19 protein-coding genes are annotated in these 26,418 nt (G+C 73.7%); 13 read left to right on the forward strand and 6 right to left on the reverse strand.

Annotation, left to right across the window (positions count from 1 at the left end; genetic code table 11):
* Positions 1 to 87 precede the first annotated feature (87 nt).
* The 4 genes from LPA27_RS00365 to LPA27_RS00380 all read left to right on the forward strand — a co-directional run bounded on the left by LPA27_RS00365 (position 88) and on the right by LPA27_RS00380 (position 5,584).
* Entirely contained in the window at positions 88 to 990 is a 903-nt protein-coding gene (locus tag LPA27_RS00365; protein ID WP_228941089.1) for a carbohydrate ABC transporter permease, read from the forward strand.
* A 1-nt stretch (position 991) separates the two neighbouring features.
* A complete protein-coding gene (locus LPA27_RS00370) occupies positions 992 to 1,969 on the forward strand; it encodes a carbohydrate ABC transporter permease (protein WP_056903562.1) in 978 nt (325 codons plus the stop codon).
* A 107-nt stretch (positions 1,970 to 2,076) separates the two neighbouring features.
* Entirely contained in the window at positions 2,077 to 3,420 is a 1,344-nt protein-coding gene (locus tag LPA27_RS00375) for an ABC transporter substrate-binding protein (protein WP_228941090.1), read from the forward strand.
* A 115-nt stretch (positions 3,421 to 3,535) separates the two neighbouring features.
* Positions 3,536 to 5,584 carry a beta-galactosidase gene (locus LPA27_RS00380; protein WP_228941091.1) on the forward strand — a complete coding sequence of 683 codons (2,049 nt, stop codon included), beginning with the start codon at positions 3,536 to 3,538 and terminating at the stop codon, positions 5,582 to 5,584.
* Between the two features lie 3 nt (positions 5,585 to 5,587).
* Here the strand turns inward: LPA27_RS00380 and LPA27_RS00385 are convergent, their stop codons facing one another.
* Positions 5,588 to 6,571 (reverse strand): LacI family DNA-binding transcriptional regulator, encoded by a 984-nt coding sequence (locus LPA27_RS00385; protein WP_228941092.1) that lies wholly within the window; start codon positions 6,569 to 6,571, stop codon positions 5,588 to 5,590.
* 246 nt (positions 6,572 to 6,817) lie between these two features.
* On the opposite strand from LPA27_RS00385, the gene LPA27_RS00390 reads away from it, so the two are divergent.
* Positions 6,818 to 10,978, forward strand: a complete 4,161-nt coding sequence (locus LPA27_RS00390) for an Ig-like domain-containing protein (protein WP_228941093.1) — start codon at positions 6,818 to 6,820, stop codon at positions 10,976 to 10,978.
* 104 nt (positions 10,979 to 11,082) lie between these two features.
* On the opposite strand, the gene LPA27_RS00395 is transcribed toward LPA27_RS00390, so the two are convergent.
* From LPA27_RS00395 to LPA27_RS00405, 3 genes are all read right to left on the reverse strand, one after another.
* A complete protein-coding gene (locus LPA27_RS00395; protein WP_056863687.1) occupies positions 11,083 to 11,637 on the reverse strand; it encodes a type 1 glutamine amidotransferase domain-containing protein in 555 nt (184 codons plus the stop codon).
* 140 nt (positions 11,638 to 11,777) lie between these two features.
* Positions 11,778 to 12,884, reverse strand: coding sequence for a C4-dicarboxylate ABC transporter (locus LPA27_RS00400; protein ID WP_228941094.1), 1,107 nt, complete (start codon positions 12,882 to 12,884; stop codon positions 11,778 to 11,780).
* An 84-nt stretch (positions 12,885 to 12,968) separates the two neighbouring features.
* Positions 12,969 to 14,672, reverse strand: coding sequence for an HNH endonuclease signature motif containing protein (locus LPA27_RS00405; RefSeq protein ID WP_228941095.1), 1,704 nt, complete (start codon positions 14,670 to 14,672; stop codon positions 12,969 to 12,971).
* Positions 14,673 to 14,976: 304 nt separating this feature from the next.
* Here LPA27_RS00405 and LPA27_RS00410 point away from each other — a divergent pair, with 304 nt between their 5' ends.
* The 5 genes from LPA27_RS00410 to LPA27_RS00430 all read left to right on the forward strand — a co-directional run bounded on the left by LPA27_RS00410 (position 14,977) and on the right by LPA27_RS00430 (position 21,389).
* On the forward strand, positions 14,977 to 15,408 hold the full coding sequence (locus tag LPA27_RS00410; protein ID WP_228941096.1) for a hypothetical protein: 432 nt from the start codon (positions 14,977 to 14,979) through the stop codon (positions 15,406 to 15,408).
* 173 nt (positions 15,409 to 15,581) lie between these two features.
* Complete coding sequence (locus LPA27_RS00415; protein WP_228941097.1) at positions 15,582 to 16,292, forward strand: response regulator transcription factor; 711 nt, start codon at positions 15,582 to 15,584, stop codon at positions 16,290 to 16,292.
* Between the two features lie 13 nt (positions 16,293 to 16,305).
* Positions 16,306 to 17,829, forward strand: coding sequence for a sensor histidine kinase (locus LPA27_RS00420; RefSeq protein WP_228941098.1), 1,524 nt, complete (start codon positions 16,306 to 16,308; stop codon positions 17,827 to 17,829).
* 217 nt (positions 17,830 to 18,046) lie between these two features.
* On the forward strand, positions 18,047 to 19,303 hold the full coding sequence (gene rocD / locus LPA27_RS00425) for an ornithine--oxo-acid transaminase (protein WP_228941099.1): 1,257 nt from the start codon (positions 18,047 to 18,049) through the stop codon (positions 19,301 to 19,303).
* A gap of 181 nt (positions 19,304 to 19,484) precedes the next feature.
* The gene (locus LPA27_RS00430; protein WP_228941100.1) at positions 19,485 to 21,389 is read left to right on the forward strand and encodes an ArnT family glycosyltransferase; all 1,905 of its coding nucleotides are present in this window, start codon (positions 19,485 to 19,487) and stop codon (positions 21,387 to 21,389) included.
* Here LPA27_RS00430 and LPA27_RS00435 read toward each other — a convergent pair.
* On the reverse strand, positions 21,362 to 22,015 hold the full coding sequence (locus tag LPA27_RS00435; protein WP_228941101.1) for a TetR/AcrR family transcriptional regulator: 654 nt from the start codon (positions 22,013 to 22,015) through the stop codon (positions 21,362 to 21,364). The two genes, LPA27_RS00430 and LPA27_RS00435, sit on opposite strands and share 28 nt — an antisense overlap.
* Positions 22,016 to 22,065: 50 nt before the next feature.
* Between LPA27_RS00435 and LPA27_RS00440 the strand changes: the two genes are divergently transcribed.
* Genes LPA27_RS00440 through LPA27_RS00450 form a run of 3 tightly spaced genes read left to right on the forward strand, consistent with a single transcriptional unit; the run spans position 22,066 to position 24,991 of the window.
* Entirely contained in the window at positions 22,066 to 23,610 is a 1,545-nt protein-coding gene (locus LPA27_RS00440) for a flavin-containing monooxygenase (protein WP_228941102.1), read from the forward strand.
* Positions 23,607 to 24,449 (forward strand): SDR family NAD(P)-dependent oxidoreductase, encoded by an 843-nt coding sequence (locus tag LPA27_RS00445; RefSeq protein ID WP_056865795.1) that lies wholly within the window; start codon positions 23,607 to 23,609, stop codon positions 24,447 to 24,449. The genes LPA27_RS00440 and LPA27_RS00445 overlap by 4 nt, the downstream gene beginning before the upstream one ends.
* A 5-nt stretch (positions 24,450 to 24,454) precedes the next feature.
* Positions 24,455 to 24,991: a DUF402 domain-containing protein gene (locus LPA27_RS00450; RefSeq protein WP_056865794.1), complete on the forward strand. Its 537-nt coding sequence runs from the start codon at positions 24,455 to 24,457 to the stop codon at positions 24,989 to 24,991.
* Here the strand turns inward: LPA27_RS00450 and LPA27_RS00455 are convergent.
* The gene (locus tag LPA27_RS00455; RefSeq protein ID WP_228941103.1) at positions 24,979 to 26,415 is read right to left on the reverse strand and encodes a threonine/serine ThrE exporter family protein; all 1,437 of its coding nucleotides are present in this window, start codon (positions 26,413 to 26,415) and stop codon (positions 24,979 to 24,981) included. The two genes, LPA27_RS00450 and LPA27_RS00455, sit on opposite strands and share 13 nt — an antisense overlap.
* Positions 26,416 to 26,418 lie beyond the last annotated feature (3 nt).

The raw sequence follows: 26,418 nt of genomic DNA on the forward strand, positions 1-26,418 counted from the left end.
ACGGACGCCGGGGCGGGATGTAACCATCCTCACAACGCGATGTTTACGCAAACATCGCATCCCGCGACACCCCGAGGAGGCAGGCCGATGGCGGTCCAGCAACCGATCGCAGACCGTGCCCCGCGCAACCGCCGCCGGTGGACGGGCTGGGGCTTCCTGGCGCCGTTCGTCGCGGTCTTCGCGCTGGTGTTCCTGGCTCCGATCGTCTACTCGGTCTACCTCAGCCTCTTCCGCGACCAGCTCATCGGCGGCACGTCGTTCGTCGGGCTCGACAACTACACCCAGGTGCTCGGCGACGACGCCTTCTGGGAGTCGCTCACCCGCGTCGGCCTCTTCCTGGTCGTGCAGGTGCCGGTGATGCTGCTGCTCGCGCTGCTGGTGGCGCTGGCCATCGACAGCGGGCGGCTCTACGGCGCGTCGTTCTTCCGGATCTCGATCTTCCTGCCCTACGCCGTGCCCGCCGTCGTCGCCTCGCTCATGTGGGGCTTCATGTACGGCGACCGCTTCGGCCTGGTCGGCAACGTCAACGACGCCTTCGGCACCTCGCTGCCCGACCCGCTCAGCCCCACCTGGGTGCTGGCCTCCATCGGCAACATCGTGACCTGGGAGTTCGTCGGCTACAACATGCTGATCTTCTTCGCCGCCCTGCGCACCATCCCCACCAGCCTCTACGAGGCCGCCTCCATCGACGGGGCCAGCGAGTGGCGGGTGATCACCTCGATCAAGCTGCCCGCCATCCGCGGCGCGCTCGTGGTGGCGACGATCTTCTCGATCATCGGCAGCTTCCAGCTCTTCAACGAGCCGAGCATCCTGCAGAGCCTGGCGCCCAACGCGATCACCACCGACTTCACGCCCAACCTCTACGCCTACTCGCTGTCCTTCTCGGGCCAGCAGTACAACTACTCCGCCACCGTCGCGATCGTGATGGGCCTGGTGACCATGGTCATCGCCTACGTCGTGCAGCTGCGCGGCATGCGCAAGGAGCTCTGACGTGACCACCACGCCCCTGGCCCCCACCCCGCCCGACCGTGGCGCGGCCCCCGTCCGCCCGGGCCCCCGCCTGCGCTCCAGCCGCTCCGGCGCCCGCCGCGGCGGCGTCCCGGTGACCGGGGCCCCCGCCGAGCGCCGCGCCCGGCGCAGCCCGCTGCTGACCGCCCTCACCGGCATCGTGCTCGTCTACAGCCTGGTGCCCCTGCTGTGGCTGGTCATCAACGCCACCAAGACCCAGGGCGACCTCTTCACCTCCTTCGGGCTGTGGTTCTCCGACGACTTCTCGCTGTGGTCCAACCTCACCGAGACCTTCACCTACGACGACGGCATCTTCCTGCGCTGGCTGCTCAACACGCTGCTCTACGTCGTGCTCGGCGCCGGCGGCGCCACCGCGCTGGCGGTGCTGGGCGGCTACGCCCTGGCGCGTTTCGACTTCCCGGGCAAGAAGGCGGTCTTCGCCGTCGTCATCGGGGCCGTCGCGGTGCCGGGCACGGCGCTGGCGGTGCCGACCTTCCTGATGTTCAGCCAGATGGGGCTCACCAACACACCGTGGGCGGTGATCATCCCCTCGCTCATCTCGCCCTTCGGCCTCTACCTGATGTGGACCTTCGCCACCGACGCCATCCCCACCGAGCTCATGGAGGCCGCGCGCGTCGACGGCGCCTCGGAGTTCCGGGTGTTCTGGCAGATCTGCCTGCCGCTGCTCATGCCGGGCGTCGTCACCGTGCTGCTCTTCACCATGGTCGCGACCTGGAACAACTACTTCCTGCCGCTGATCATGCTCAAGGACCCCGACTGGTACCCCCTCACCCTCGGGCTCAACGCGTGGAACGCCCAGGCGTCCACCGCGGGCAGCGAGGCCGTCTTCAACCTCGTCATCACCGGCTCGGTGGTCACCATCCTGCCGCTGGTCGCCGTCTTCCTGCTGCTCCAGCGCTACTGGCAGTCGGGCCTGGCCGCCGGCTCCGTCAAGGAGTGAGCGCGCACCCGCGCCCCACCACCCCGCACCACCACCCGCACCACCCCACCGATCCCCCCGGGACGCACCGTCCAGGGCAGGCACGATCCGAGAGGACCACCCACACCATGAAGAACACGAACCGACGCAACCGCTGGCTCGGAGCGGTCGCCGTCGCCGCCGTCGGGGCGCTCAGCCTGAGCGCCTGCGGCTCGGGGGACGACTCCGCCTCCGGCGGGGAGCAGGTCTCCGCCGACGCCGTCGACGCCGCGCTCGAGGAGGGCGGCACCCTCACCGTGTGGGCGTGGGAGCCCACCCTGGAGAAGGTCGTCAGCGACTTCGAGGCGGAGTACCCCAACGTCGACGTCGAGCTGGTCAACGCCGGCACCGGCAACGACCAGTACACCGCCCTGCAGAACGCGGTCTCGGCCGGCAAAGGCGTGCCCGACGTCGCCCAGGTCGAGTACTACGCCCTGCCGCAGTTCTCCCTGGCCGGCAGCGTGAGCGAGCTGAGCGGGTTCGGCGCCGCCGACCTCGAGGACACCTTCACCCCCGGCCCCTGGTCCTCGGTGCAGCAGAACGACGGCATCTACGGCCTGCCCATGGACTCCGGCCCGATGGCGATGTTCTACAACCAGGAGGTCTTCGAGGAGTACGGCATCGAGGTGCCGACCACCTGGGAGGAGTTCATGCAGGCCGGTCGCGACCTCCAGGCCGCCGACCCCGACGTCTACATCACCAACGACACCGGCGACGCCGGCTTCGCGACCAGCCTGATGTGGCAGGCCGGGGCCCAGCCGTTCTCCTCCGAGGGCGAGGACGTCACCATCGAGTTCTCCGACGAGGGCGCGCAGACCTACGCCGACACCTGGCAGACCATGATCGACGAGGAGCTCCTCGCCCCGATCAGCTCGTGGAGCGACGAGTGGTTCTCCGGCCTCAACGACGGCACCGTGGCCACCCTGGTCACCGGCGCCTGGATGCCGGCCAACCTCGAGTCCGGTGCCCCCGACGGCAAGGGCGACTGGCGCGTCGCGCCGATGCCGCAGTGGGAGGCCGGCGCCGAGACCACCGCCGAGAACGGCGGCTCCTCGCTGACCATCCCGACCGACGCCCAGGAGAAGGAGCTGGCCTACGCCTTCCTGGAGTACGCCAACGTCGAGGACGGTGTGCAGACCCGCGTCGACGGCGGCGCCTTCCCCGCCACCGTCGCGGAGATCGAGTCCGACGAGTTCGTCGGCAAGGAGTTCCCGTACTTCGGCGACCAGAAGGTCAACGAGGTGCTCTCCGAGTCGGCCGGCCAGGTCGCCGAGGGCTGGTCCTACCTGCCGTTCCAGGTCTACGCCAACAGCATCTTCAACGACACCGTCGGCCAGGCCTACGTCTCCGACGAGCCCCTCGCCGACGGCCTCGCCGCCTGGCAGGAGCAGATGACCGAGTACGGCGAGCAGCAGGGCTTCTCCGTCTCCTGACCGGACCCGCCCCTCGCTGCACCGCAGCACCCCGCCCCACCCCCGTCGGTGCGACGGGACCGGCCCGGCCCGGTCCCGTCGTACCGACGGTCCCTTCCTCCGAGGAGCACGCACCATGACCGCCCCGACCTCCCACCGCTGGCTGCGCTGGCCCACCCGGCCCGACGAGCCGCGCATGGCCTTCGGCGCCGACTACAACCCCGAGCAGTGGCCGCGGGAGGTGTGGGCCGAGGACGTCGCCGCGATGCGCGGCGCGGGGGTCAACGTCGTGTCGGTCGCGATCTTCTCCTGGGCCCGGCTTCAGCCGGCGCCCGACCGCTTCGACTTCGCCTGGCTCGATGAGGTCATGGACCTCATGCACGCCCACGACATCGCCGTCGACCTGGCCACCGCCACCGCCTCGCCGCCGCCGTGGCTGACCACCCTGCACCCCGAGGTGCTGCCGGTGAGCTTCGAGGGCCACACCGTGTGGCCCGGGGCGCGCCAGCACTGGCGCCCCACCTCACCGGTCTTCCGCGAGCACGCGCTGCGCCTGGTGCGCGCCGTGGCCGAGCGCTACGCCGAGCACCCCGCCCTGGCCGCCTGGCACGTGAGCAACGAGCTGGGCTGCCACAACGTCCACGACTACTCCGACGACGCCGCCCGTGCCTTCCGCACCTGGCTCCAGGCGCGCTACGGCAGCGTCGAGGCCCTCAACCACGCCTGGGCCACCAGCTTCTGGTCGCAGCGCTACGGCGCGTGGGAGGAGGTGCTGCCGCCGCGCTTCGCCGGCCACGGCTCCTTCATCAACCCCACCCAGCGCCTGGACTTCCAGCGCTTCTCCTCCGACGCCCTCGCCGACCACCTGCGCGCGGAGCGCGACGTGCTGGTCGCGATCACCCCCGACGTGCCGGTGACCACCAACTTCATGGTGATGGGGGAGACGCGCGGCATGGACTACGCCGCCTGGGCCGCCGACGTCGACTTCGTCTCCAACGACCACTACGTGCAGGACGGCGAGCGCCCGCTCGACGAGCTGTCCTTCTCGGCCAACCTCACCGGCGGCATCGCCGGCGGCCGGCCGTGGTTCCTCATGGAGCACTCCACCAGCGCGGTCAACTGGAAGTCGGTCAACGTCCCCAAGCGCCCCGGCCACCTCGTGCGCGACTCGCTCACCCACGTCGGCCACGGCGCCGACGCGGTCTGCTACTTCCAGTGGCGCCAGTCGCAGGGCGGCGCCGAGAAGTACCACTCCGCGATGCTGCCCCACGCCGGCACCGGCACCGCCCTGCACCGCACCGTGCAGGAGCTCGGCGCGCGCCTGGACGCCCTGTCGCCGGTCGTGGGCAGCAGCCGTCGCCCCGCCGACATCGCCATCGTCTTCGACTGGGACTCCTGGTGGGCCGCCGAGGGCAGCGGCACGCCCACCCAGGAGCTGCGCTACCGCCAGGAGGCGCTCGACTGGTACTCCGCCTGCCTCGACCTGGGGCTGCGCGCCGACGTCGTGCCCCTGGCCGCCGACCTGTCGGGCTACGCCCTGGTCGTGGCACCGGTGCTGCACGTCGTGCCGGCGGCCCTGGCCGAGCGGCTCGAGGCCTACGTCGCGGGCGGCGGCCACCTGGTGACCACCTACTTCTCCGGGGTCGTCGACGAGCACGACCACGTCTGGCTCGGTGGCTACCCCGGCGCGCTGCGCGACCTGCTCGGCCTGCGGATCGAGGAGTTCGGCCCGCTGGAGCCCGGCACGAGCGTGGACCTCGACAACGGCTCGGCGGGCTCGGTGTGGGCCGACGGCGTCGACGTCGTCGACCCGGCCGTCGAGGTGCGCGTGCGCTACAAGGACGGCGTGCACGCCGGCTCGCCCGCCGTGACCCGCCGCCCGGTCGGTGCGGGCTCCGCGTCGTACGTCGGGACCCGGCTGGGCGCGAGCGGCGTCGCACCGGTGCTGGCCGACCTGGCCCGCGACGCGGGCGTGGTCTCCGAGCTGCCCGAGGAGGCCCGCGGCGCGGTGGAGCTGATCCGTCGTGAGCGCGAGGGCGAGCAGTACCGCTTTCTCGTCAACCGCACCGACGGCTACGTCGAGCTCCCGGCCCCGGCCGGCGAGGTGATCGACGGCGCCGCCCCCGCCTCCGACCGGCTCGTGATCGCCCCGCGCGAGGTGGTCGTCGTGCGCAGCGCCGACTGAGCCTCAGCCGGGCGGGGGAGCGGTGCTCGCGCGCACGACGAGCTCGGTGGGCACCAGCACCGTGGTGGGCGGGGTGCGCCGGTCGCGCAGCTGGGCCAGCACCCCGGCCACCGAGTGGCGCCCGACGCCGGCGAAGTCCTGCCGCACCGTGGTGAGCGGAGGGATGTAGCTCGCCGCGTCGGGCACGTCGTCGAAGCCGACGACGCTGACGTCCTGCGGCACGCGACGGCCGGCCTCGTGGAAGGCGCGGAGCAGACCGAGGGCCATCTGGTCGTTGGCGGCGAACACCGCCGTGCAGCCCGGCTCGCCGGCCAGCCGCTGGCCCGCCGCGTAGCCCGACTCCGCGCTCCAGTCGCCGCGCAGCAGCTGCGGCACCGTGCGGCCGGCCGCCTCGAGGGTCGTGCGCCACGCCTCGCAGCGGCTCTCCCCGGCGTAGGAGGCCTCGGGGCCGGCGACGTGCCAGACGGTCTCGTGGCCGAGGTCGAGCAGGTGCTGCACGGCCTGCCGGGCACCGAGGTGCTGGTCGGTGTCGACGACGGAGTGGCGGTCGGTGCCGCCGGAGTCGACCACGACCATGGTCATGCCGGGCGGGAGCACGGCCTGGGCGGTGTCGAGCAGGTGCACCTCCATGATGGCGATGACGCCGTCGACCGCGAGCTCGCTGAGCCGGTCGAAGGCGCCGGCCACCTTGGCCTGGGTGGGGGCCACGGGGAGGAGCGTGATCGCGTAGCCCTGCTCGGCGGCGGAGTCGGCGATGCCCTCGAGCGTGCGCATGTTGCCGGTGGTCGACAGCGTGAAGAGCACGACGCCGATCGTGCGGAACTCGCCCCGCTTGAGGGCCCGCGCGGCACCGTTGGGCCGGTAGCCGAGCTCGTCCATCGCCCGCAGGACCCGCTCGCGGGTGGCGTCGACGACGTCGCCGGCCCCGTTGGAGACCCGCGAGACCGTCTGCGCCGAGACGCCGGCGAGCTTGGCGACGTCGGCCATGGACACGCGCCGGTGCGGGGCCGGGGGAGGGGGTTCGGTGGTGGTCAACGGGCCTGCTCTCGGTGGTGGTGGCGCCACCACGATCCTCGCCTGCCGGGGACCTCCCCGGCAAGGCGGGGGCTTGACGGTCGCGGGGCGCGGTGAGACGGTCGTCACAGGCGATGTTTGCGCAAACATCCTGTCATGGACGGGGCGGGAGCGCACCCCTCGTCGCGCCCTTCCGTCCTCTCCAGAGAGCAGCGCAGCATGAGAGCACCCACCCCCCGACGCGGGCTCGCAGCCCTCGCGGTCTCGGCGGTCGTCGCCGGGCTCGCCTGCCAGCCCACCGCCGCAGCGGCCGCGCCCGCCGCGGCACCCACCGCGGCACCCACCGCGGCACCCACCGCCGCACCCACCGCCGCACCCGCCCCGTCGGCCGCCGCCGACGACGGGGTGCCCGACGTGACCGTCACGCCCGACCCGTCGTACCAGGGCGGACCCTTCGAGGGCTGGGGCACCAGCCTGGTGTGGTTCGCCAACGCCACGGGCGACTACCCCGACGCCATCCGCCAGGAGCTGCGCGACCTGGTCTTCGGCGACGAGGGCCTCAACCTCAACATCGCGCGCTACAACATCGGCGGCGGCAACGCTCCGTCGGTCGAGGACTACCTGCGCCCCGGTGGCGCGGTCGAGGGCTGGTGGAAGGCGCCCGCGGGCCCGCAGCTCACGCCGCAGGACAAGGACTGGTGGGACCCCGCCGACCCGGCGCTGTGGAACGAGGACGCCGACGCCACCCAGCGCTGGTGGATCGACGCGATCAAGGCCGACATCACCCACTGGGAGGCCTTCAACAACTCCCCGCCGTGGTTCCAGACCGTCTCGGGCTACGTCTCGGGCGGCTTCGACCCCAGCGCCGAGCAGATCCGCGCCGACACCGTCGACGACTTCGCCGCCTACCTCGTCGGCGCCATGGAGCGGCTCGAGGCCGCCCACGGCATCACCTTCGACACCGTCGACCCCCTCAACGAGCCCAACACGCCCTACTGGGGCACCCAGCTCGGCGCCGACGGCCAGCCGACCGGCGGACGCCAGGAGGGCGCGCACGCCGGCCCCGCCATGCAGGCCCGGGTCATCACGGCCCTCGAGGAGGCGCTGGCGGCCAGCGACCTCGACACCCCGATCTCGGCCATGGACGAGACCAACCCCGGCACCTTCGTGCGCAACTGGTACGCCTACGACCAGCCGACGCAGGACCTCGTCGAGCAGCTCAACGTGCACACCTACGGCACCGGCCAGCGCACGTCGGCGCGCGACCTCGCCAAGGGCGAGGGCAAGCCGCTGTGGATGAGCGAGGTCGAGGGCTCGTGGGGCGCGGGCCAGAGCTTCACCGACATGGCGCCCGGCCTGGGCATGGCCGAGCGGATCACCGACGACCTGCGCGAGCTCGAGCCCGACGCCTGGGTCTTCTGGCAGCCGGTCGAGGACTTGAAGAACATGGAGCCCGGCGGCGAGAGCGCCGCCGGGGCCAACTGGGGCAGCATCCAGCTCGACTTCGACTGCGGTGACGGCGACGTGCTCGTGCGCGACCCCGCCGCCCCGCCCGCCGAGGGCACCTGCCGGATCAAGACCAACACCAAGTTCGACACCGTGCGCAACTACACGCACTACATCGAGCCCGGCGACCGCCTGGTCGCCACCGACTCGACCGACTCCACCGCGGCGCTCACCGACGAGGGCGTCACCGTCGTGCACGTCAACGACTCCGACGCCGCCCGCGACGTCACCCTCGACCTCGCAAAGTTCGTGTCGGTGGCCGACGGCGCCACCGTCACGCCGGTGGTCACGAGCGCCGCCGGCGCGCTGCGCACGGGCACACCGACCGTGGTGCGCGACGGCGAGGCCACGCTGCGCCTGCCCGCCCGCTCGGTGACCACGCTGCTGGTCTCGGACGTCTCCGGCGTCGCCGAGGACGCCGCACTGGTGCAGGAGGACCACGTCTACCGCCTGCGCGGCGTGCAGAGCGGGAAGTCGCTCGCCCCGGCCGCGACCGGGTCGGGCGTCGTGATCCGCACCGACAGCGCCTCGGCCCCCGACCAGGTCTGGCGGCTGCGGCCGCTCGCCGACTCGGTGAGCAACCGGCAGCGCTACACGCTCAGCACCGGTGACGGCGCGCTGCTGCTCGCCGCCGGGGCCGACGACCCGACGCTGGTCGCCGCCGACACCGGGTCGACCCCGGCCGAGAGCGCGCAGTGGATGCTCTCCACCACCGGTGACGGCACCTACACCGTCGTCAACGCCGGCACCGGTCAGCTCCTCGACGTGCCCGGCGGGGCCACCGCCGACGGCACCCGGGTGGCGTTCTACACGCCGACCTCGGGCGACAACCAGCGCTGGCGGATCCTCGACGAGACCGTGCAGGGTGTCCGGCCCACCGCCGTCGTCACCCCCGTCGGGGTCGCCCCCTCCCTGCCCGCGAGCGTCACCGGGGTCTACGCCGGCGGCGACCGCGACGGCCTGCCCGTCGTCTGGGACCTGCCGGCCGACTCCGCGTGGCAGCAGCCCGGCACGGTCGTCGTGCCCGGCACCGTGACCACCTCCGACGGGCAGAGCCTCACCACGACCGCCGAGGTCACCGTCGACACCCTGGTGTCCACCCGCCCGGCGCGCGCGGCGACGTACGTCGGTCAGGCCCCGACCCTGCCCACCGCCGTCACCGCGGTGGGGGAGTCGGGCGCCACCGTCGAGCGGCCGGTCACCTGGGAGACCGCGTCCGCGGGTGCCTTCGACCAGACCGGCGTGGTCGAGCTGGAGGGCGTCGCCGACGGCGGGGCCGGGCGCACCCTGCCCGCGACCGTCGCGGTGCGGGTGACCGAGCCCGTGCCCGGCGTGGTGCCCACGCCGCAGGGCACCACCGTGGCCGCGACCTTCACCGAGCCCGGCTACGGCACCGCCGGGCTGCTCGACGGCGACCTGGGCGACAAGGCGTGGTCGAACTGGAGGTCGTCGGCCAAGAACACCTCCGACACCCTCACGCTGACGTTCCCCGCTGCCCGCACGCTGACCGGCCTGCGGGGTGTGTTCTTCAAGGACGGCGCGAGCGACAGCTACCCCGCCTCGGTGCGCGTTGAGGTGCCCACCGGCGACGGTGGGTGGCGACAGGTCGGGGAGACCACGACGATGGCCGCCGGGCTCGCCTCGCCGGTCGTGACCGTCAGCTTCCCCGGGGTCGAGGTCGACCGGGCCCGCCTGGTGATGACGGCCCGCGACAACACCCACCTGACCATGAGCGAGCTGCAGGTGCTGGGTCAGGTCGCCGCCCAGGGCTCCGACGCCGGCCTCGCCGAGCTGCGTGTGGCCGGCACCCCGCTGCCCGGCTTCGACCCGGCCCGCGAGTCCTACACCGTCACCTCCACGCAGGTGCAGCAGGTCGCGGCGCGCGCCGCCGACCCCTTCGCCACCGTGGAGGTCCAGCAGGCCGGCGACGGTCGCACCGCCCGGGTCGTGGTCACCAGCGAGGACGGCTCGGCGACCCGCACCTATGCGGTGACGTTCCAGGCTCCGGGCACCGACCCCGACCCGCAGCCCGCTGGGCAGACGATCATCTTCGCGAAGCCCTCCGACATGGAGGTCGGCGATCCCGACCAGCAGCTGTTCGCGACGGCGACCTCCGGCCTCGGGGTCTCCTTCCGCACCGACGGGCCGTGCACGGTGACGGTCGACCGGCTGCGGGCCACCGGGGTAGGTGCGTGCACCGTCACCGCCTCGCAGGCCGGTGACGCGACCTACGCCCCGGCGCCCGAGGTCGAGCGGACCGTCGTGGTCACCGAGACCGTCGAGCCCCCCGTCGAGCCGGAGCCGGAGCCGGAGCCCGTCCTCGTCGACGGCTTCGAGGAGCCCGGTCGTCTCGACGACGCCTGGGTCGGCAGCACCTCACGCGCCGACTACCGCGTGACGCCCCGCGGTCTGCGGGTGGGGCGCGGGGGCCCGATCCTGCACACGGGGTCCCGCCAGGGCGCCGACCAGGAGGCCGCCGTCACCCTCGAGCGCGTCGCCCCCGGCGCCCGCTCGCTCGGCCTGCTCCTCGAGGCCCAGGGCCAGGACGGCTTCCGACGCGGCCTGGCCGTCACCTGGAACCCCCAGACCCAGCGCGTGCGTCTCGCGGTGAAGCGCTCGGTGGCCTCGGCCTGGACCCGCTCGGTCGGCCCGAGGGTGGACCTCGCCGAGGGCGACGTGCTCGGCGCCCGCACCGTCGGCGACCGGGTCGAGGTGCTGCGCGACGGCGAGGTCGTGGCGACCTTCGTGCTCGAGGGCCGCGACGCCACGGCGTTCGTCGGGCGCGGTGGCCACGTGGGGATCTGGGCGCAGCGCGCCACCGGCTCGGTGCTCGACGACCTGGTGGTCGGGCCCGCGACCGGCTCGCAGGAGTGAGCGGCTGACCCTCGCACGACCCGCAGACGACGGCGGCGGCAGGACCGAGGTCCTGCCGCCGCCGTCGACGTGCGTGGTGCTGCTCGCTGGTGAGCCCGGGTGGGTCAGCCCGCGAAGGCCGCCACGGCGGCCTCGCCGAAGGCCGGGAGGTCGTCGGGGTTGCGGCTGGTGACGAGCTGCCAGCCGTTGGCCGGGCAGGTGAAGGACTGCTCGTCGACCCAGCTGCCGCCGGCGTTGGAGATGTCGGTCTTGAGGCTGGGCCAGCTGGTGAGGGTCTTGCCACCGAGCACGCCGGCCTCGACCAGGGTCCAGGGGCCGTGGCAGATCGCGGCGATCGGCTTGCCGGCGTCGGCGAAGGCCTTGACGAGGGCGACGGCCTTCTCGTCGAGGCGCAGGGCGTCGGGGTTGGTCGTGCCGCCGGGCAGCACGAGGCCGTCGAAGTCGTCGACCGAGGCGTCGGCCACGGCGAGGTCGGGCTCGAAGGTGTCGGCCTTGTCCACGTCGTTCTCGAAGGCCTGGATGGTGCTCTTCTCGGGCGCGATGAGCGTGGTGGTGGCGCCGGCCGCGTCGATCGTCTTGCGCGGCTCGGTGAGCTCCACCTGCTCCACGCCGGAGTTGGCGACCAGGAAGGCGATGCGCTTGCCGTCGAGCTGGGGCATGTCGGGACCTTTCGTCGAGTGCGGGGCGGCGTTGCGCTCGCCCCGGGGCCGTCGGGGCCCGTGTCCCCAGCCTGCCCCGCCGACTCGGGCGCACCACCGCCTGACGGGGTGAGGACGCACCGGTGCCCTGACGCCCGGTGTCAGCGGGCGAGGAGCCAGGTCGTCGTGCGCACGGCGACCACGAGCCAGAGGGTGGCGAGGGTGGCGAGGAGGACGACGGCGAGGTCGAGCAGCGCGGTGCTCCCGGTCGCCTCGGCCAGGGCGGCGGAGCCCGTCACCACGGTGCCGACGGGGAAGGTGAAGGCCCACCACGCCAGGCTGAAGGGCAGCCCGCCGTCGCGCCGAGCCGTGCGGACGACCAGGGCGCCCGCCACGACCAGCCAGGCCATGGCGAGGGCCAGCACCAGCGCGCCGTACGGCACCACCGCGCCGGCCGCCCACGCCCCCCACGGCCCCGGCAGGACGGCGGGGGAGAGGTCGCCGAGGTGGTGCACCGCGGTCACCGACTGGCCCAGCGGGCCGAGCACGATGAGCAGCGTCGGGGCGGCGGTCGCTGCGATGCCGTGGCGTCGGAGCCGGCGCAGCACCAGGGGGAGGACGACGAGGGTGGCGGCCAGCGCCACGCCGGCCAGGCCCCAGCAGCAGAGCAGGAACGCCGCTCGCAGGTCGCCCGCGGGCACGTGCGGCACCAGCAGCGCGCCGGTCGCCGCGCTCACCATGGGGGGCACGACCGGCATCAGCCAGCTGGGGGTCGCGTCGTCGAGCCCGACGCGGTGGGAGACGAGCGCCACGGTCGGCACCACGACCGTGGTGGCGAGGCCCAGCAGGGTCCCGGCCACCCACAGCGACGCGCCCACGGCCAGCGCCGGCGTGACGCCCATGACGCGGTGACCCACCAGGAGCGCTCCCGCGCCGACCGTCATCAGGGCCATCGCGGGCGCGCCGAAGAAGTGCGCCATGACCGGGTCGGCGAGGTGGGCCCGCACGCTGCCCGGGTGGCGTCGCGACTGGGCGACGCTCGCCGCCGTGAGCACGACGAGCAGCACCGCCGCCACCAGCCAGGCCGCTAGGGCCAGCAGGTCGCGCCCCGGGACGGCCACGGGCACGGCGGTGAGCGCGACCGCGAGGATGCCGGTGCCCATGACCGACGCGAACCAGTTGGGTCCGACCGAGCCCGCGGCCGTGGTCGCAGCGTGGTCGGATCGACTCGGGGTCGTCTCGGTGGGGGACATCGCGGTCGTCGTCACCGTCCCAGGGTGGGCGGGCGGCGAGGTCGGCGGTAGGCGGCGCGGCACTGTGTCGACACAGGCGCGGCCTGTGGGTCGGTGCGCTCAGCCGGGGCGGACGAGCGTGGTCCAGCCGTGGGGGTTGGTCCAGGTGTAGGTGCCGTCGGGGGCGCGGTGGTAGCTCCAGGGTGGGCTGCCCTCGGAGCCGGTGGTCTTGAGGCGGTGGTGGTGGCGGCACAGCGGCGCGAGGTTGGAGGGGTGGGTTTGGCCGGGGCGTCCGCCGTGGTCGAGGGGGCGGTAGGGGGTGATGTGGTCGAGGTCGCAGCGTCGTGAGGGCACGGTGCAGCCGGGGAAGACACATCGGGGGTCGCGGATGACCACGTGTTCGCGCATCCACGGTGGTGGGTCGTGCCGGTCGACGGCGCCGGCGGTGGTGGGGTCGAGGTCGATGACGGGGCGCACGAAGACCTTGGTGCCGTCCAGCCAGCGGCGCAGGGTGGTGGTGGAGACGACGCCGAGGCCCTCGACGACCGCGGTGCCGGGTGTTGGTCCGGTGCGGTCGATCTGGGACAGGTGGCTGGTCTCGTGGTGGCGATGGACCGCTGTGGGGCGCAGGTCGGGGCCGGTGGTGCGGTACGCGTCCCCCGCAGGCCGCTCGCCCGCAGGCTGCTCGTCGGCGGGCTGCTCGTCTGCAGGGTGCTCGTCCGCGGGCTGTTCGTCGATGGCCGGGGCGGGGCTTCGAGACGCTCGCTGCGCTCGCTCCTCAGCCACCGGGGCCGCCGCGAGGCCTGCAGGCGCTGCTGCAGGGGGCTCGGAGTCGTCCTCGGAATCCGGGGCGGGCAGGTCCCGGGGGTCGGGTGGGGGCTCGTCGGCCGGGGCCTCGGCGGGTGGCGGTGGCTCCTCCGGCGCGGGTTCTTCTCCGTTCATGCGGGCGGCGTCGAGGGCGGCGAGGGTCTCGGCGCGTGCGAGGTCCTCGGGGCGCAGGTGGAGGTAGACGACCCGTTCCTTCGCAGTGGTGGGTTCGACGGAGTCGAGGGCGGTGAGGCCTTGGGCGCGGTCGGTGATGACGCCGATGGCACGGGCCTTGCGGACCTCCAACGACTCCACCACGGCTCCGATCGAGGTCTGGTGGCGGCCGAGCTCGGCGGCGGTGGCGCAGATCAGGTCGTGGAAGCGGGTGAGGTCCTGGGTGTCACCGGTCGCCTCCAACCACGAGGTGCCCGACGCGGACCCGCGGTCGACGTCGTGGGTCACCCGCACGTTCCACCCACCGCGGGCCCGCTCCTCCAGGGCGGCCTGGGCGTGGGGGTCGTGCCTGGCGGCCGCCTCGGCCACGAACAGCTCGATCCGCCGCGCCCCCAGGCTCTGCACGCGGGGGCCGAGGGCGGCGACCTTGCGGTCCACGAACGCAGCACCGGTGTCGTTCAACACCTGGGTCTGGGCGGCGATCCGCCGCGCCCGCCAGCCGGGGAGGGTGAGGTCCTCGACCATCGCCCAGATGCGTGGGAGGCGGTGGACCAGCTCCATGACCTCGGCGAGGTTGCAGCCGGCGTTGACCGGCGACATCTCCAACGCCAGGGCCAACGGCTCAGCCGCGAACTCGTCCAGGCCGTGGCGGATCATCCCCGGCACCGACCACGCGTAGGCCCGGTCGGGGTTCAGGGCTCCCCAGCGGGCCATGACCCGCAGGGTGCGGCGCTCGGCTGCACGCACCGAGCGGGCGGTGTCGGCGGCGTACTCCAGAACCTCGTCGGCGTCGAGGGAGTCGACGTCGACCACGGCGCCGGTGGTGTCGAGGTCGATGAGCATGCGCCTAGTTTATTCGAACAGGCATTCGATGACTAGATGTGTCGGGTGATCTGTGGAGGGGGTTCTGCTGTCGCGCGAGGGTGGTTTCGAGACGGTCGCTGGCGCTCCCTCCTCAACCACCGCGGGGATGGCGCTCCCTCCTCAACCACCGTCCCGCGAGGGTGGTTTCGAGACGGTCGCTGGCGCTCCCTCCTCAACCACCGGAGCGCTGGCGCTCCCTGCCCGACCAGCGAGGCCCGGACCGGCCACCGGACTCACGGTCGGGGCACAGGGTGGGCACAGCGGGGGCGTCGACGCTGGCGGCATGAGTGACCAGACACCCGACCTCCCCGCCGCCTCCCGTCCGAACGCCGACGACGCCCCACCGGCCGGAGGTGGGTGGCGGCGACGGGTGCTCGCCCTGCGGGGCGTCGTGGCCGTCGCGCTGGCCAGCCTGCTCATCGGCGGGACCGGCGGCGCCGTGCTCGGCGTCGCCGCAGGCGGGTCCGACGACGGCCGGTCGGGCGGACCGGGCGGTCCGGGCGGCTTCGGGGGACGACCGCCGGTGCAGCAGGGGACCTTCCCGGGACAGCCGTCGGACGACGGCTCCGCCGACGCGCCGGGCTCCCCCGGCGACCCCACCTCTCCTCCCGGCGCCTCGACCGACCCCACCCCCACGACCGGCGCCACCACCGGCGCCACCGCCGCGGGCGCCACCGCCACCGCCACCGCCACCGCCACCGCCACCGGCGACTGACCCACGACCGACGGAGGGCCCACGACCGACGGAGGGTCCACCCCGGTCTCGTCGCGCATCCCCCGCACCACGTCGCTCCCCGCCGTCACCGCTGAGCGCACCGTCGCGGCACGCACGTCCGACACCCAGGACGTCCACAGCGGACGCACAGGCACCTGGGCCAGAGTGGAGCCATGGAGCTCACCCGACCCGACGGCAGTCCCCTGCGCGTCCTCGTCGTCGACGACGAGGTCAACATCGCCGAGCTGATCTCGATGGCGCTGCGCTACGAGGGCTTCGAGGTGAGTGCGGCCCACACCGGCACGAAGGCGGTCGCCGCGGCGAAGGACTTCCGTCCCGACGCCGTGGTGCTCGACATGATGCTGCCCGACTTCGACGGCCTCGAGGTGCTGCGTCGCATGCGCACCCACGACCCGGACGTGCCGGTCGTGTTCCTCACGGCGCGCGACGCCGTCGAGGACCGGGTCGCCGGGCTGACCGCGGGCGGCGACGACTACGTCACCAAGCCCTTCTCGCTGGAGGAGGTCGTGGCGCGGCTGCGGGGGCTCATGCGGCGCGCCGGGGCCCAGCAGGCCGCCGAGTCGTCGGTGCTCACCGTCGGCGACCTGTCCCTCGACGAGGACAGCCACGAGGTCGTCCGCGGCGGCACCGAGATCAGCCTGACCGCCACCGAGTTCGAGCTGCTGCGCTTCCTCATGCGCAACCCCCGCCGGGTGCTCAGCAAGGCCCAGATCCTCGACCGGGTGTGGAACTACGACTTCGGCGGCCAGGCCAACGTGGTGGAGCTCTACATCTCCTACCTGCGCAAGAAGATCGACGCCGGTCGCGACCCGATGATCCACACCATGCGCGGCGCGGGCTACGTGCTCAAGCCCGCCGCCTAGGCGCCGGCACCCCGTGGGCCGCCTCGCCTCCCTCACCTCCCGCCTGGTCCTCACGGCCGTGGCGCTCGTGCTGCTCGTCTCGCTGCTCATCGGCACCGTCGCGACCCTCGCCGTGCGCTCCTACCTGCTCGGCCAGGTCGACGACGACGTGCGGGCGGCGCTGCAGCGCGCGGAGTACGTCGCGGCGTCGCAGTTCTTCGTGCCCTGCTCGACCCCCGACCCGCCCGTCGGCGGCGTGCCCGACGACCTCGACGACCGTGACCGGGGGCCGGGCGACGGCGACGACCCCGGCCGTGGACAGTCGGTCGGCACGCTCACGGCCTTCTTCGAGCAGTACGCCGACTACGAGGCCGACCCGGCCGGCTGCGTGCTGACCCCCGGCGAGGACGGGCGGCCCGGCACCCGCGCGCTCTCCACGGCCGCCCTCGACCTCCTCGCCGCCCTCCCGGCCGACGGTCGCCCGCGCGAGGTCGACCTGCCCGGCGTCGGGTCCTACCGCGTGGCCGTGCGCGAGACCGCCTCCGGCGACTACACCGTGGCCGCGGGGCTGCCGACCGACGACCTCGACGGGGTGGTGTCGACCCTGGTCACCACCGAGGTGGTGCTCATCCTGCTCGGCGGGGCCGTCGCGGGGCTGGCCGGCCTGCTCGTCGTACGCCGACAGCTGCGCCCCCTCCGCGAGGTCGCCGACACCGCTCACACGGTGGCGGAGCTGCCGCTGGCGCAGGGCGAGATCGACCTGACCGAGCGCGTGCCCGCCCACCTCACCGACGAGCGCACCGAGGTCGGCCGGGTGGGCTCGGCGCTCAACACGCTGCTCGCCCACGTGGAGTCGTCGCTGGAGGCCCGCCACCGCAGCGAGCTGCAGGTGCGCCAGTTCGTGGCGGATGCCTCCCACGAGCTGCGCACGCCGCTGGCCACCATCGCCGGCTACACCGAGCTGGCCCGCCGCCGACCCGACGACGCCACCGCGGTCGCCACCGCGCTGGCGAAGGTGGAGGAGGAGTCGGGGCGGATGACCTCGCTGGTCGAGGACCTCCTCCTGCTCGCGCGCCTCGACGCCGGGCGACCGCTGGAGTCGGCACCGGTGGACCTCACCCGGCTGCTGCTCGAGGCGGTCTCCGACGCCCGCGTGCTCTCCCCCGACCACCACTGGCGCCTGGAGCTGCCGGAGGAGGCACCGGCCGAGGTGGACGGCGACGAGCAGCGGCTGCACCAGGTGGTGACCAACCTGCTCACCAACGCCCGCAAGTACACCCCCGCCGGCTCCACGGTCACCGTCACCGCGCTGCCCGACGGCTTCCGGGTGCACGACGACGGGCCGGGCTTCCCGCCCGAGCTGCTCGACCACGCCTTCGAGCGCTTCGCCCGCGGCGACACCGCGCGCACCCGCGGCGGCGTGGCCGCACCGGGCGGCGCGGGGCTCGGGCTGGCGCTGGTCGAGGCCATCGTGACGGCCCACGGGGGCCGGGTCACGCTCGTCAGCCGACCGGGCGACACCGCGGTCGAGGTGACCCTGCCCGGGGCGGTGGGCTGAGGGTCGGCTCCGGGGCGACCGGGTCGGTCGAGGGGGCCCTCGAGCATTCGGCGGCCCGCCGTACGTGGGGTTACTCTCGTGAGGGATTGTCTGACAATCCTCGGATTCCGTCCCCGTGCCTGGTGGTGTGGGGAGGTCGCGCGACGCGACCCACGATCCGACCGACCCGCCCCGACCCTCCCGCACGCCGGGACGGGCCTCCAGGAGGAGACGAGCCATGACGGCATCCCTGACCGACGCCACGACCGCCACCACCGAGGTCGCCCGCAGCACCGAGCTCTACCAGCGCGCCGAGGCGCGCACGGCGCACAACTACCACCCGCTGCCGGTCGTCGTGGAGCACGCCGAGGGCGCCTGGATGACCGACGTCGACGGCAAGCGCTTCCTCGACCTCCTCTCGGGCTACTCCGCGCTCAACTTCGGCCACGGCCACCCCGGCCTGCTGCGCGCCGCGCACGAGCAGCTCGACCGCCTCACGCTCACCAGCCGTGCCTTCGTGCACGACCGCTTCGCCGACTTCTGCGCCGAGCTGGGCGACCTGTGCGGCAAGGAGCTCGTGTTGCCGATGAACACCGGCGCCGAGGCCGTCGAGACCGCGATCAAGGTCTCGCGCAAGTGGGGCTACGAGGTCAAGGGCGTGACGCCCGGCCAGGCCAAGATCATCGTGTCCTCCGGCAACTTCCACGGCCGCACGACGACCATCGTCAGCTTCTCCGACGACCCCGACGCCCACAACGGCTTCGGCCCCTTCACCCCCGGCTTCCAGATGGTGCCCTACGGCGACCTCGAGGCCATCGAGGCCGCGATCGACGCCGACACCGTCGCCGTGCTCATCGAGCCGATCCAGGGCGAGGGCGGCGTCGTGCTGCCCCCCGACGGCTTCCTGCGCGGACTGCGCGAGGTCTGCACCCGCGAGAACGTCCTGATGGTCGCCGACGAGATCCAGGCCGGCCTGGGCCGCACCGGCAAGACCTTCGCCTGCGACCACGAGGGCGTCGTGCCCGACGTCTACGTGCTGGGCAAGGCGCTCGGCGGCGGCATCGTGCCGGTCTCGGCCATCGCGGCCGACCGTGACGTGCTCGGCGTGCTGCGCCCCGGTCAGCACGGCTCGACCTTCGGCGGCAACCCGCTGGCCTGCGCCGTCGGCCTCGAGGTCGTGCGGATGCTGGCCACCGGCGAGCACCAGGACCGCGCGGCCGAGCTCGGCGTCGTGCTGCGCGACCGGCTCGAGGCGCTGGTGGGCCACGGCGTCCTGCGCGTGCGCACCCGCGGCCTGTGGGCCGGCATCGACATCGACCCCGCCGTCGGCACCGGCCGCGAGGTCTGCGAGGCGCTCATGGCGCGCGGCGTCCTGGCCAAGGACACCCACGGCTCGACGATCCGACTGGCCCCGCCGCTGGTCATCACCGCCGAGGACCTCGCCTGGGGCCTCGACCAGCTGGCCGAGGTCGTCCGGGCCGCCGATCCGGCGTAGGCTCGGCGCCGGGTGGCCCTCGCGGGTCACAGGCCGCTGACAGCGCGGCCCTGAGGTCGCCCCAGCCGGCGGCCGCAGGCTGGCGGTCATGTCGACCAGCACCGCCGCACCCGTCCGAGCGACCACCCACCCAGACGCGGGCGCCACCGCTCCCGGGGTCCTGAGACTCCCCCGGGAGCGCGTGGCGCTCGCCCTGCTCCTGGGCTCGACGGCCCTGCTCTACCTGTGGGGCCTCGGCGCCTCGGGCTGGGCCAACTCCTTCTACTCCGCCGCCGTGCAGGCCGGCTCGGAGTCGTGGAAGGCCTTCTTCTTCGGCTCCTCCGACGCCGCCAGCTCGATCACCGTCGACAAGACCCCGCTGTCGCTGTGGCCGATGATGCTCTCGGTGCGGGCCTTCGGGCTCTCCTCGTGGGCGATCCTCGTGCCGCAGGCGCTGATGGGCGTCGGCGCCGTGGCCCTGCTGCACGCCCTCGTGCGGCGCGCGACCGGCTCGGCCGGGGCCGGCCTGCTGGCCGGCGCCGTGCTGGCGCTCACGCCGGTGGCGGTGCTCATGTTCCGCTTCAACAACCCCGACGCGATGCTGGTGCTCCTGCTGGTGGCCGCGGCGTACGCCGTGCAGCGCGCCCTCGAGGGGGCCCGACCGGTGCGCTGGATCGCCCTGGCCGGGGCGCTGGTCGGGCTGGCCTTCCTGGCCAAGATGCTCCAGGCCTTCCTGGTGCTGCCGGCCTTCGCCCTCGCCTACGCCCTCTTCGCCGCCGTGCCGCCCGCACGGCGCGTGGGCCACCTCCTCCTCGCCCTCGCATCGATGGTGCTCGCCGGTGGCTGGTGGGTCGCGATCGTCGAGCTGTGGCCCGCGTCCTCGCGGCCCTGGATCGGGGGCTCGCAGGGCGACTCGGTCCTCGAGCTGACCCTGGGCTACAACGGTCTGGGCCGCATCACCGGCGAGGAGACCGGCTCGGTGGGCGGCGCAGGCGGCTGGGGCGAGACCGGGGCGCTGCGCCTGCTCGGCAGCGAGATCGGCGGGCAGGTCGCGTGGCTGCTGCCCGCCGCCGTGGTCCTGGGGGCGACGGCGCTGGCCCTCACCTGGCGCCGCGGCCCGGCGTCGGCCCGTGGCCCCCGCAGCCCCCGCGTGCTGCGCGGCACGCTGGCCGTCTGGCTGGGCTGGCTCGTGGTCACCGCGGTGACCTTCTCCTTCATGGGCGGCATCTTCCACGCCTACTACACCGTCGCCCTGGCCCCCGCGATCGCCGCCCTCGTCGGCATCGGCGCCTGGTCGGCGTGGTCGCACCGCGACTCGCTGCTGGTCAGCGGGGTGCTCGCCACGACCACGGCACTGACCGCGTCGCTGGCCTTCGTGCTGCTCGACCGGGCGGGCGACTGGCACCCCTGGCTGAAGTACGTCGTGGCCGCGGTCGGCGCGCTCGCCACGCTGGCGCTCGCCGGGGTGCGGCACCTGCCCCGCCGCGCGGGCCGGGTCGTGGCGGCCGCGGCGCTGGTCGCGGCCCTGGCCGGCCCGACGGCGTACGCGCTGTCGACCGCCGCCACCCCGCACACCGGCTCGATCCCTACCGCCGGACCGACGACCACCGCCGGCCCCGGGGGCACGGGCGGCCCCGCCGGGATGGGCCCCGGGGGGATGGGCGGCCCCGGCACGACGGGCGCAGCGCCCGGGGCGAGCACCGGTGGGCTGCTGGAGGCCAGCACGTCGAGCGAGGCGCTGGACGCGCTGCTCACCGGCGACGCCGACTCCTTCACGTGGGTCGCGGCGGCGGTGGGCTCCAACACCGCGTCGGGCTACCAGCTGGCCACCCAGGAGCCGGTGATGGCGATCGGCGGCTTCAACGGCAGCGACCCCAGCCCCACCCTCGCGGAGTTCCAGCAGTACGTCGCGGACGGCGAGATCCACTGGTTCATCGGCGGGGGCGGCACGATGGGCGGCCCGACGGGCGGCGTGCTGGGCGGCGCCGGCGGGTCCGACGGCGGCTCGGACGCGGCGGCGGAGATCACGGCCTGGGTGGAGTCGACCTTCACCGCGCAGAGCGTCGACGGCGTGAGCCTCTACGACCTCTCGGCCGGGGTGGAGTGAGACCCGGCCGGTCCCGCCGGTCCCGCCGGGGGCAGCACGCCGACCAGCGCGGGCAGCGAGCCCGCCATCATCGCCACCAGGTCGTCGCGGGTGATGCCGGCGGGGTGCTCGATCCAGGCGAGCACGAGCTGCTCGTTCATGGCCGCCCAGGCGCGCACCATGAGCCGGCTCGCGGGGGTGTCGGGGACGAGCTGGCCCTGGGCGTCCTCGCGGAAGATGCGGTCGGTGAGGGTCGAGCGGGCCTCCTCGTAGATCTCGCGGAGCGTCTCGTTGCCGCCGGCGGCGCCCTTGACCAGCGAGAGGTAGCCCTCGTGGTTGGCCACGACGTAGTCGAGGTAGGCGGTCATCGACAGCAGCAGGCGCTCGATCGGGTCGCCCACGGTGGGTGGGGCGGTCTGCTCGATGAGGTCGTCGGCGGCCCGTCGCACGACGGCCTCGTGGAAGGCGTGCTTGTTGCCGAAGTAGTGGTAGAGCAGCCCGCGCGAGATGCCGGCCTCCTCGGCGAGCAGGTCGATGCTCAGCTCGTCGACCGAGCGGGTCGCGAGCAGGCGCACACCGAGGTCGAGCAGCTGGGCGCGTCGCTCGTCGGGGCTGAGCCGGGTGCGGGAGGAGGTGCTGCGGGTCACGGACCCCACTCTATTGACACTTTTTCAATAACGCCAATACCCTCGTGACCATGACCACCGACACCACCCCGGTCCCGGCCGGCGCGCGCCGCGTCGACCACCTCGTCGTCGGCGCCGGCTTCGCGGGCCTGTGCGCCGCGATCCAGCTCGACGCCGACGGCGAGCGCGACTTCGTCGTCCTCGAGAAGGGCGGCGACGTCGGCGGCACGTGGCGCGACAACACCTACCCCGGCGCCGCCTGCGACGTGCCCAGCCAGCTCTACTCCTACTCCTTCGCGCCCAACCCCGACTGGTCGATGTCGTTCTCGCCCCAGCCGGAGATCCAGGCCTACATCCAGCGCGTGGCGCGCGAGTCGGGCGTGCTCGACCGCTTCGTCTTCGACACCGCGCTGGAGACCGCCACCTGGCGGTCCGAGGAGCAGGCGTGGCTGGTCGAGACCAGCCGCGGCGACTACCTGGCCCGCGACCTCGTCGTCGGCGCCGGCGGCCTCTCCGAGCCCAAGCTGCCCGACATCGAGGGGCTGGCGTCCTTCGGCGGCGAGGTCTTCCACTCCGCCCGCTGGGACCACACCGCCGACCTCACCGGCAAGCGCGTCGCCGTCATCGGCACCGGCGCGTCGGCGATCCAGATCATCCCCGAGGTCGCCGAGCGGGCCGAGCACCTCGACGTCTACCAGCGCACCGCACCCTGGGTGATGCCGCGCCACGACCGCACCTACTCGCGCCTGGAGAAGGCCGCCCTGCGCCACGTGCCCGGGCTGCAGAAGGCCTACCGCACGGCGATCTACTGGGGCCGCGAGTCCTACGTGCCGCCCTTCACCCTGGCCCCCGCGGTGCTGCTGCCGGCGCGCAAGGCCGCCGAGGCCAACATCGCCCGCTCGATCAGCGACCCGGAGCTGCGCGCGAAGGTCACCCCCGACTTCCAGATCGGCTGCAAGCGGATCCTCATCTCCAACCGCTACTACCCCGCACTGGCCCGCCCGACCACCGAGGTGGTCACCGACCGGATCGCCCGGCTCACCGAGCGCGGCATCGTGACCGCCGACGGCACCGAGCGCGAGGTCGACGTCGTCATCGTCGCCACCGGCTTCCACACCACCGAGCTGCCCATCACCGAGCACCTCGTGGGCCGCACCGGCCGCACCCTGGCCGCGCGCTGGAAGGAGAGCGGCATGGCGGCCTACAAGGGCACCACCGTGCCGGAGTTCCCCAACCTCTTCCTGCTGGTCGGCCCCAACACCGGCCTGGGCCACTCCAGCATGGTCTTCATGATCGAGTCGCAGGTCGCCTACGTGCGCGACGCGATCCGCACGATGCGCCGGCACCGCTACGCCACGGTCGAGCCCACCGAGCGGGCCACCGCCGCCTGGAACGAGAGCCTCCAGCAGCGCATGGACCGCACGGTGTGGAGCACCGGCGGCTGCTCCAGCTGGTACCAGGACGAGCACGGGCGCAACACCACCCTGTGGCCGCGCTCCACCTTCGGCTTCCGCCGCCTGCTCGCCCGCTTCGACACCCCGGCCTACGCCGTCGGCGCGCCGCACACCGACCCCGCCCCCCGCAGCACCCCAACACGTGAGGACGTGAACGCATGAAGACGCTGACCGACAAGGTCGTCGTGATCACCGGCGCCGGATCCGGCATCGGCCGGGCCCTGGCCCTCAACCTCGCCGGCAAGGGCTCGCGCCTGGCCCTCTCCGACGTCGACGAGGCCGGCCTGGCCGAGACCGCCCGCCAGGCGCGGGCCGCCGGCGCCCGCGACGTGCGCACCGACCGGCTCGACGTCGCCGACCGCGACGCCTTCGAGGCCTACGCCGCCGCGGTCGTCGACCACTTCGGCCGGGTCAACGTGGTCGTCAACAACGCCGGCGTCGCGCTGGCCGGCGACCTGGTCGAGCTGGAGTACGACGACATCGACTGGATCATCGGCATCAACTTCTGGGGCGTGGTGCACGGCACCAAGGCCTTCCTGCCCCACCTCATCGCCTCCGGCGACGGCCACGTGGTCAACCTGTCCTCGCTCTTCGGGCTGATCTCGATGCCCGGGCAGAGCATGTACAACGCCTCCAAGTACGCCGTGCGCGGCATGACCGAGGCCCTGCGCGAGGAGATGCTCATCGCCGGCCACCCGGTCGGCGTGACCTCGGTGCACCCCGGCGGCATCAAGACCGCCATCGCCCGCAACTCCCGCGTCTCCGCGGGCGAGGACCAGGCCGCCACGGCCAAGTTCTTCGACGAGAAGCTGGCCAAGATGACCCCGGAGAAGGCCGCCGCCATCATCGTGCGCGGCATCACCCGCAACCAGGCCCGGGTGCTCGTCGGTCTCGACGCCCACGCGCTGCACACCTTCGGCAAGCTGGCCGGCTCCCGCTACCAGGACGTCGTGGCCAAGGTGTCGAAGAAGGTGCTCCCGCCCAAGACCCAGGTGGTCTGAGGCCCGTGCGACCGGCGCCGGGGCAGCCCGTCCGCATCGAGACCACCAAGTGGGGCGAGCGCCCCCACTGGCGGATGGCGGGCGTGCATCTCGGCGCCGACGAGCACGGCGACTGGGTCGGCGTGCCCCGCGGCACCCACCACGCGCGCCCCGGCGCGGCCTTCGTCTCCGAGGTCGACACCGTCACCCTGCTGCCCGTCGCGACCGCGCAGTGGTGGGTCGCCACCTTCCACGCCCCCGGCACGTGGGCGTCGGTCTACGTCGACATCACCACCCCGCCCCGCTGGCTCGCGGGGCCCGACGGCCCGGTGGTCACCGCCGTCGACCTCGACCTCGACGTCGTGCGTCGCGCCGACGGGAGCGACTACGTCGACGACGAGGACGAGTTCGCCGAGCACCGGGTGCGCTACGCCTACCCGCCCGAGGTCGTCGCGGCCGCCCGGGCGTCGTGCGACGCGGTGCACGCCGCGGTCGCCGCGCGCAGGGCGCCGTACGACGGGAGCGCGGAGGTCTGGCTCGAACGGCTGGCTCAGCCCGGCTGAGCCGTCGACCCGGCCCCGTCGTCGCCCGTGACGCCCGTGCTGAGGTCGTCGGCGTCCTCCGCGCGGGACCGGGCGCGACCGCGGCGCGAGGTCTGCGCCGAGGAGCCGGGGCGACGGCTGCGCACGCGCACCGGGCCGACCAGTCGCGGACCCGAGAGCCTGACCTCGAGCTTCTGCGCCTCGCGCTTGAGGGGCTGGGCGACGTACTCCCCGAGGATGACGCCCGCGGCCAGCGCGATCGCGACCGAGGCCGCGGTGACCATGGCCAGCAGGCCCTCGGAGCTGTCGCGGCGCCCGCCCTCGGCCAGCAGCGTGAGGCCGCGGTAGATCGAGATGCCGGGCAGCATCGGCACGATCGCCGAGACCACGACCACCAGCGGGGGCACCCGCATCCGACCGGCGACGGCGAAGGCGACGAGGCCGACGAAGAAGGCCGCGGTGCCGACCGACCACGCCCGCCCCAGGCCCGGCTGGGCCAGCGACGTCGAGATGCCCATGGCCACCGCGGCGATGCCCGCGATCGGGGCGAGGATGCGCCCCGGGGAGTAGGAGGCGAAGGCGAAGGCCGCAGCGGCCAGCGCCGAGCCCACGATCATCAGCCCCACGCTCTGGATGTCGACGCGGCCGGGGTCGATCTCGGGGATCTGGACACCGACCACGTTGGCCAGGCTGAGCCCGCCGCTGACGCCGGCGATGATGCCGGCCGTGGCCAGGATCGCCTCGGTCAGACGGGCGCCGGCGGTGATGTAGAAGCCGGTCAGGGCGTCCTGGAGCCCGCCCATGAAGCCGACGCCGGCCAGCAGCATGACGATGTTGGCGGTGATCACCAGCGAGACGTCGATGCTCAGCGGGCTGGCCGCGGCGGCCGCGGCGATCAGCGTCGCGGCGCCCGCACCGGCGACCTGTTGGTAGAAGGCCGGCATCCGGCGCTTGGCCATGCGCAGCTGGAGCCGGTCGATGGTGACCGCGCTGAGCAAGGCCAGCACGACCACGGCCGCGTCGCCGCCGAGCTGCATCGCCACGCCGGCGCTCATCGCGGCCCAGGCCCCGGTGACGGCCCAGCGGGGCCGGTCGTGACCGGTGGAGACGATGCGGCCGAGCTCGGCCCGGGCCTGGCGCAGGTCGAGGTCCTCGCGCAGGACGTCGCGCACGAGGTGGTCGACGCGGGTGAGGTGCTGGTAGTCGATGACCCGCTGCTTGACCTGGCGCGTCGCGATCACCGGGGGCTCGTCGGGGCTGGTCTGGTGCGACATCTCCAGGGAGGTGAAGGTGATGTCGCACTCGGCCTGCCAGAAGCCGAGGGCGCGCGCCAGCGAGAGCATCGTCGCGGTCACGTCGGCCGCGCCGGCACCCGAGGACAGCAGCACCTCCCCCACCCGGAGACAGAAGTCCAGGGTCAGGTTCAGCTCACGGTTCTCCGACATGGC

Source organism: Nocardioides sp. Leaf374 (genome assembly GCF_916862475.1).
In the GTDB taxonomy this organism is placed as follows: domain Bacteria; phylum Actinomycetota; class Actinomycetes; order Propionibacteriales; family Nocardioidaceae; genus Nocardioides; species Nocardioides kribbensis.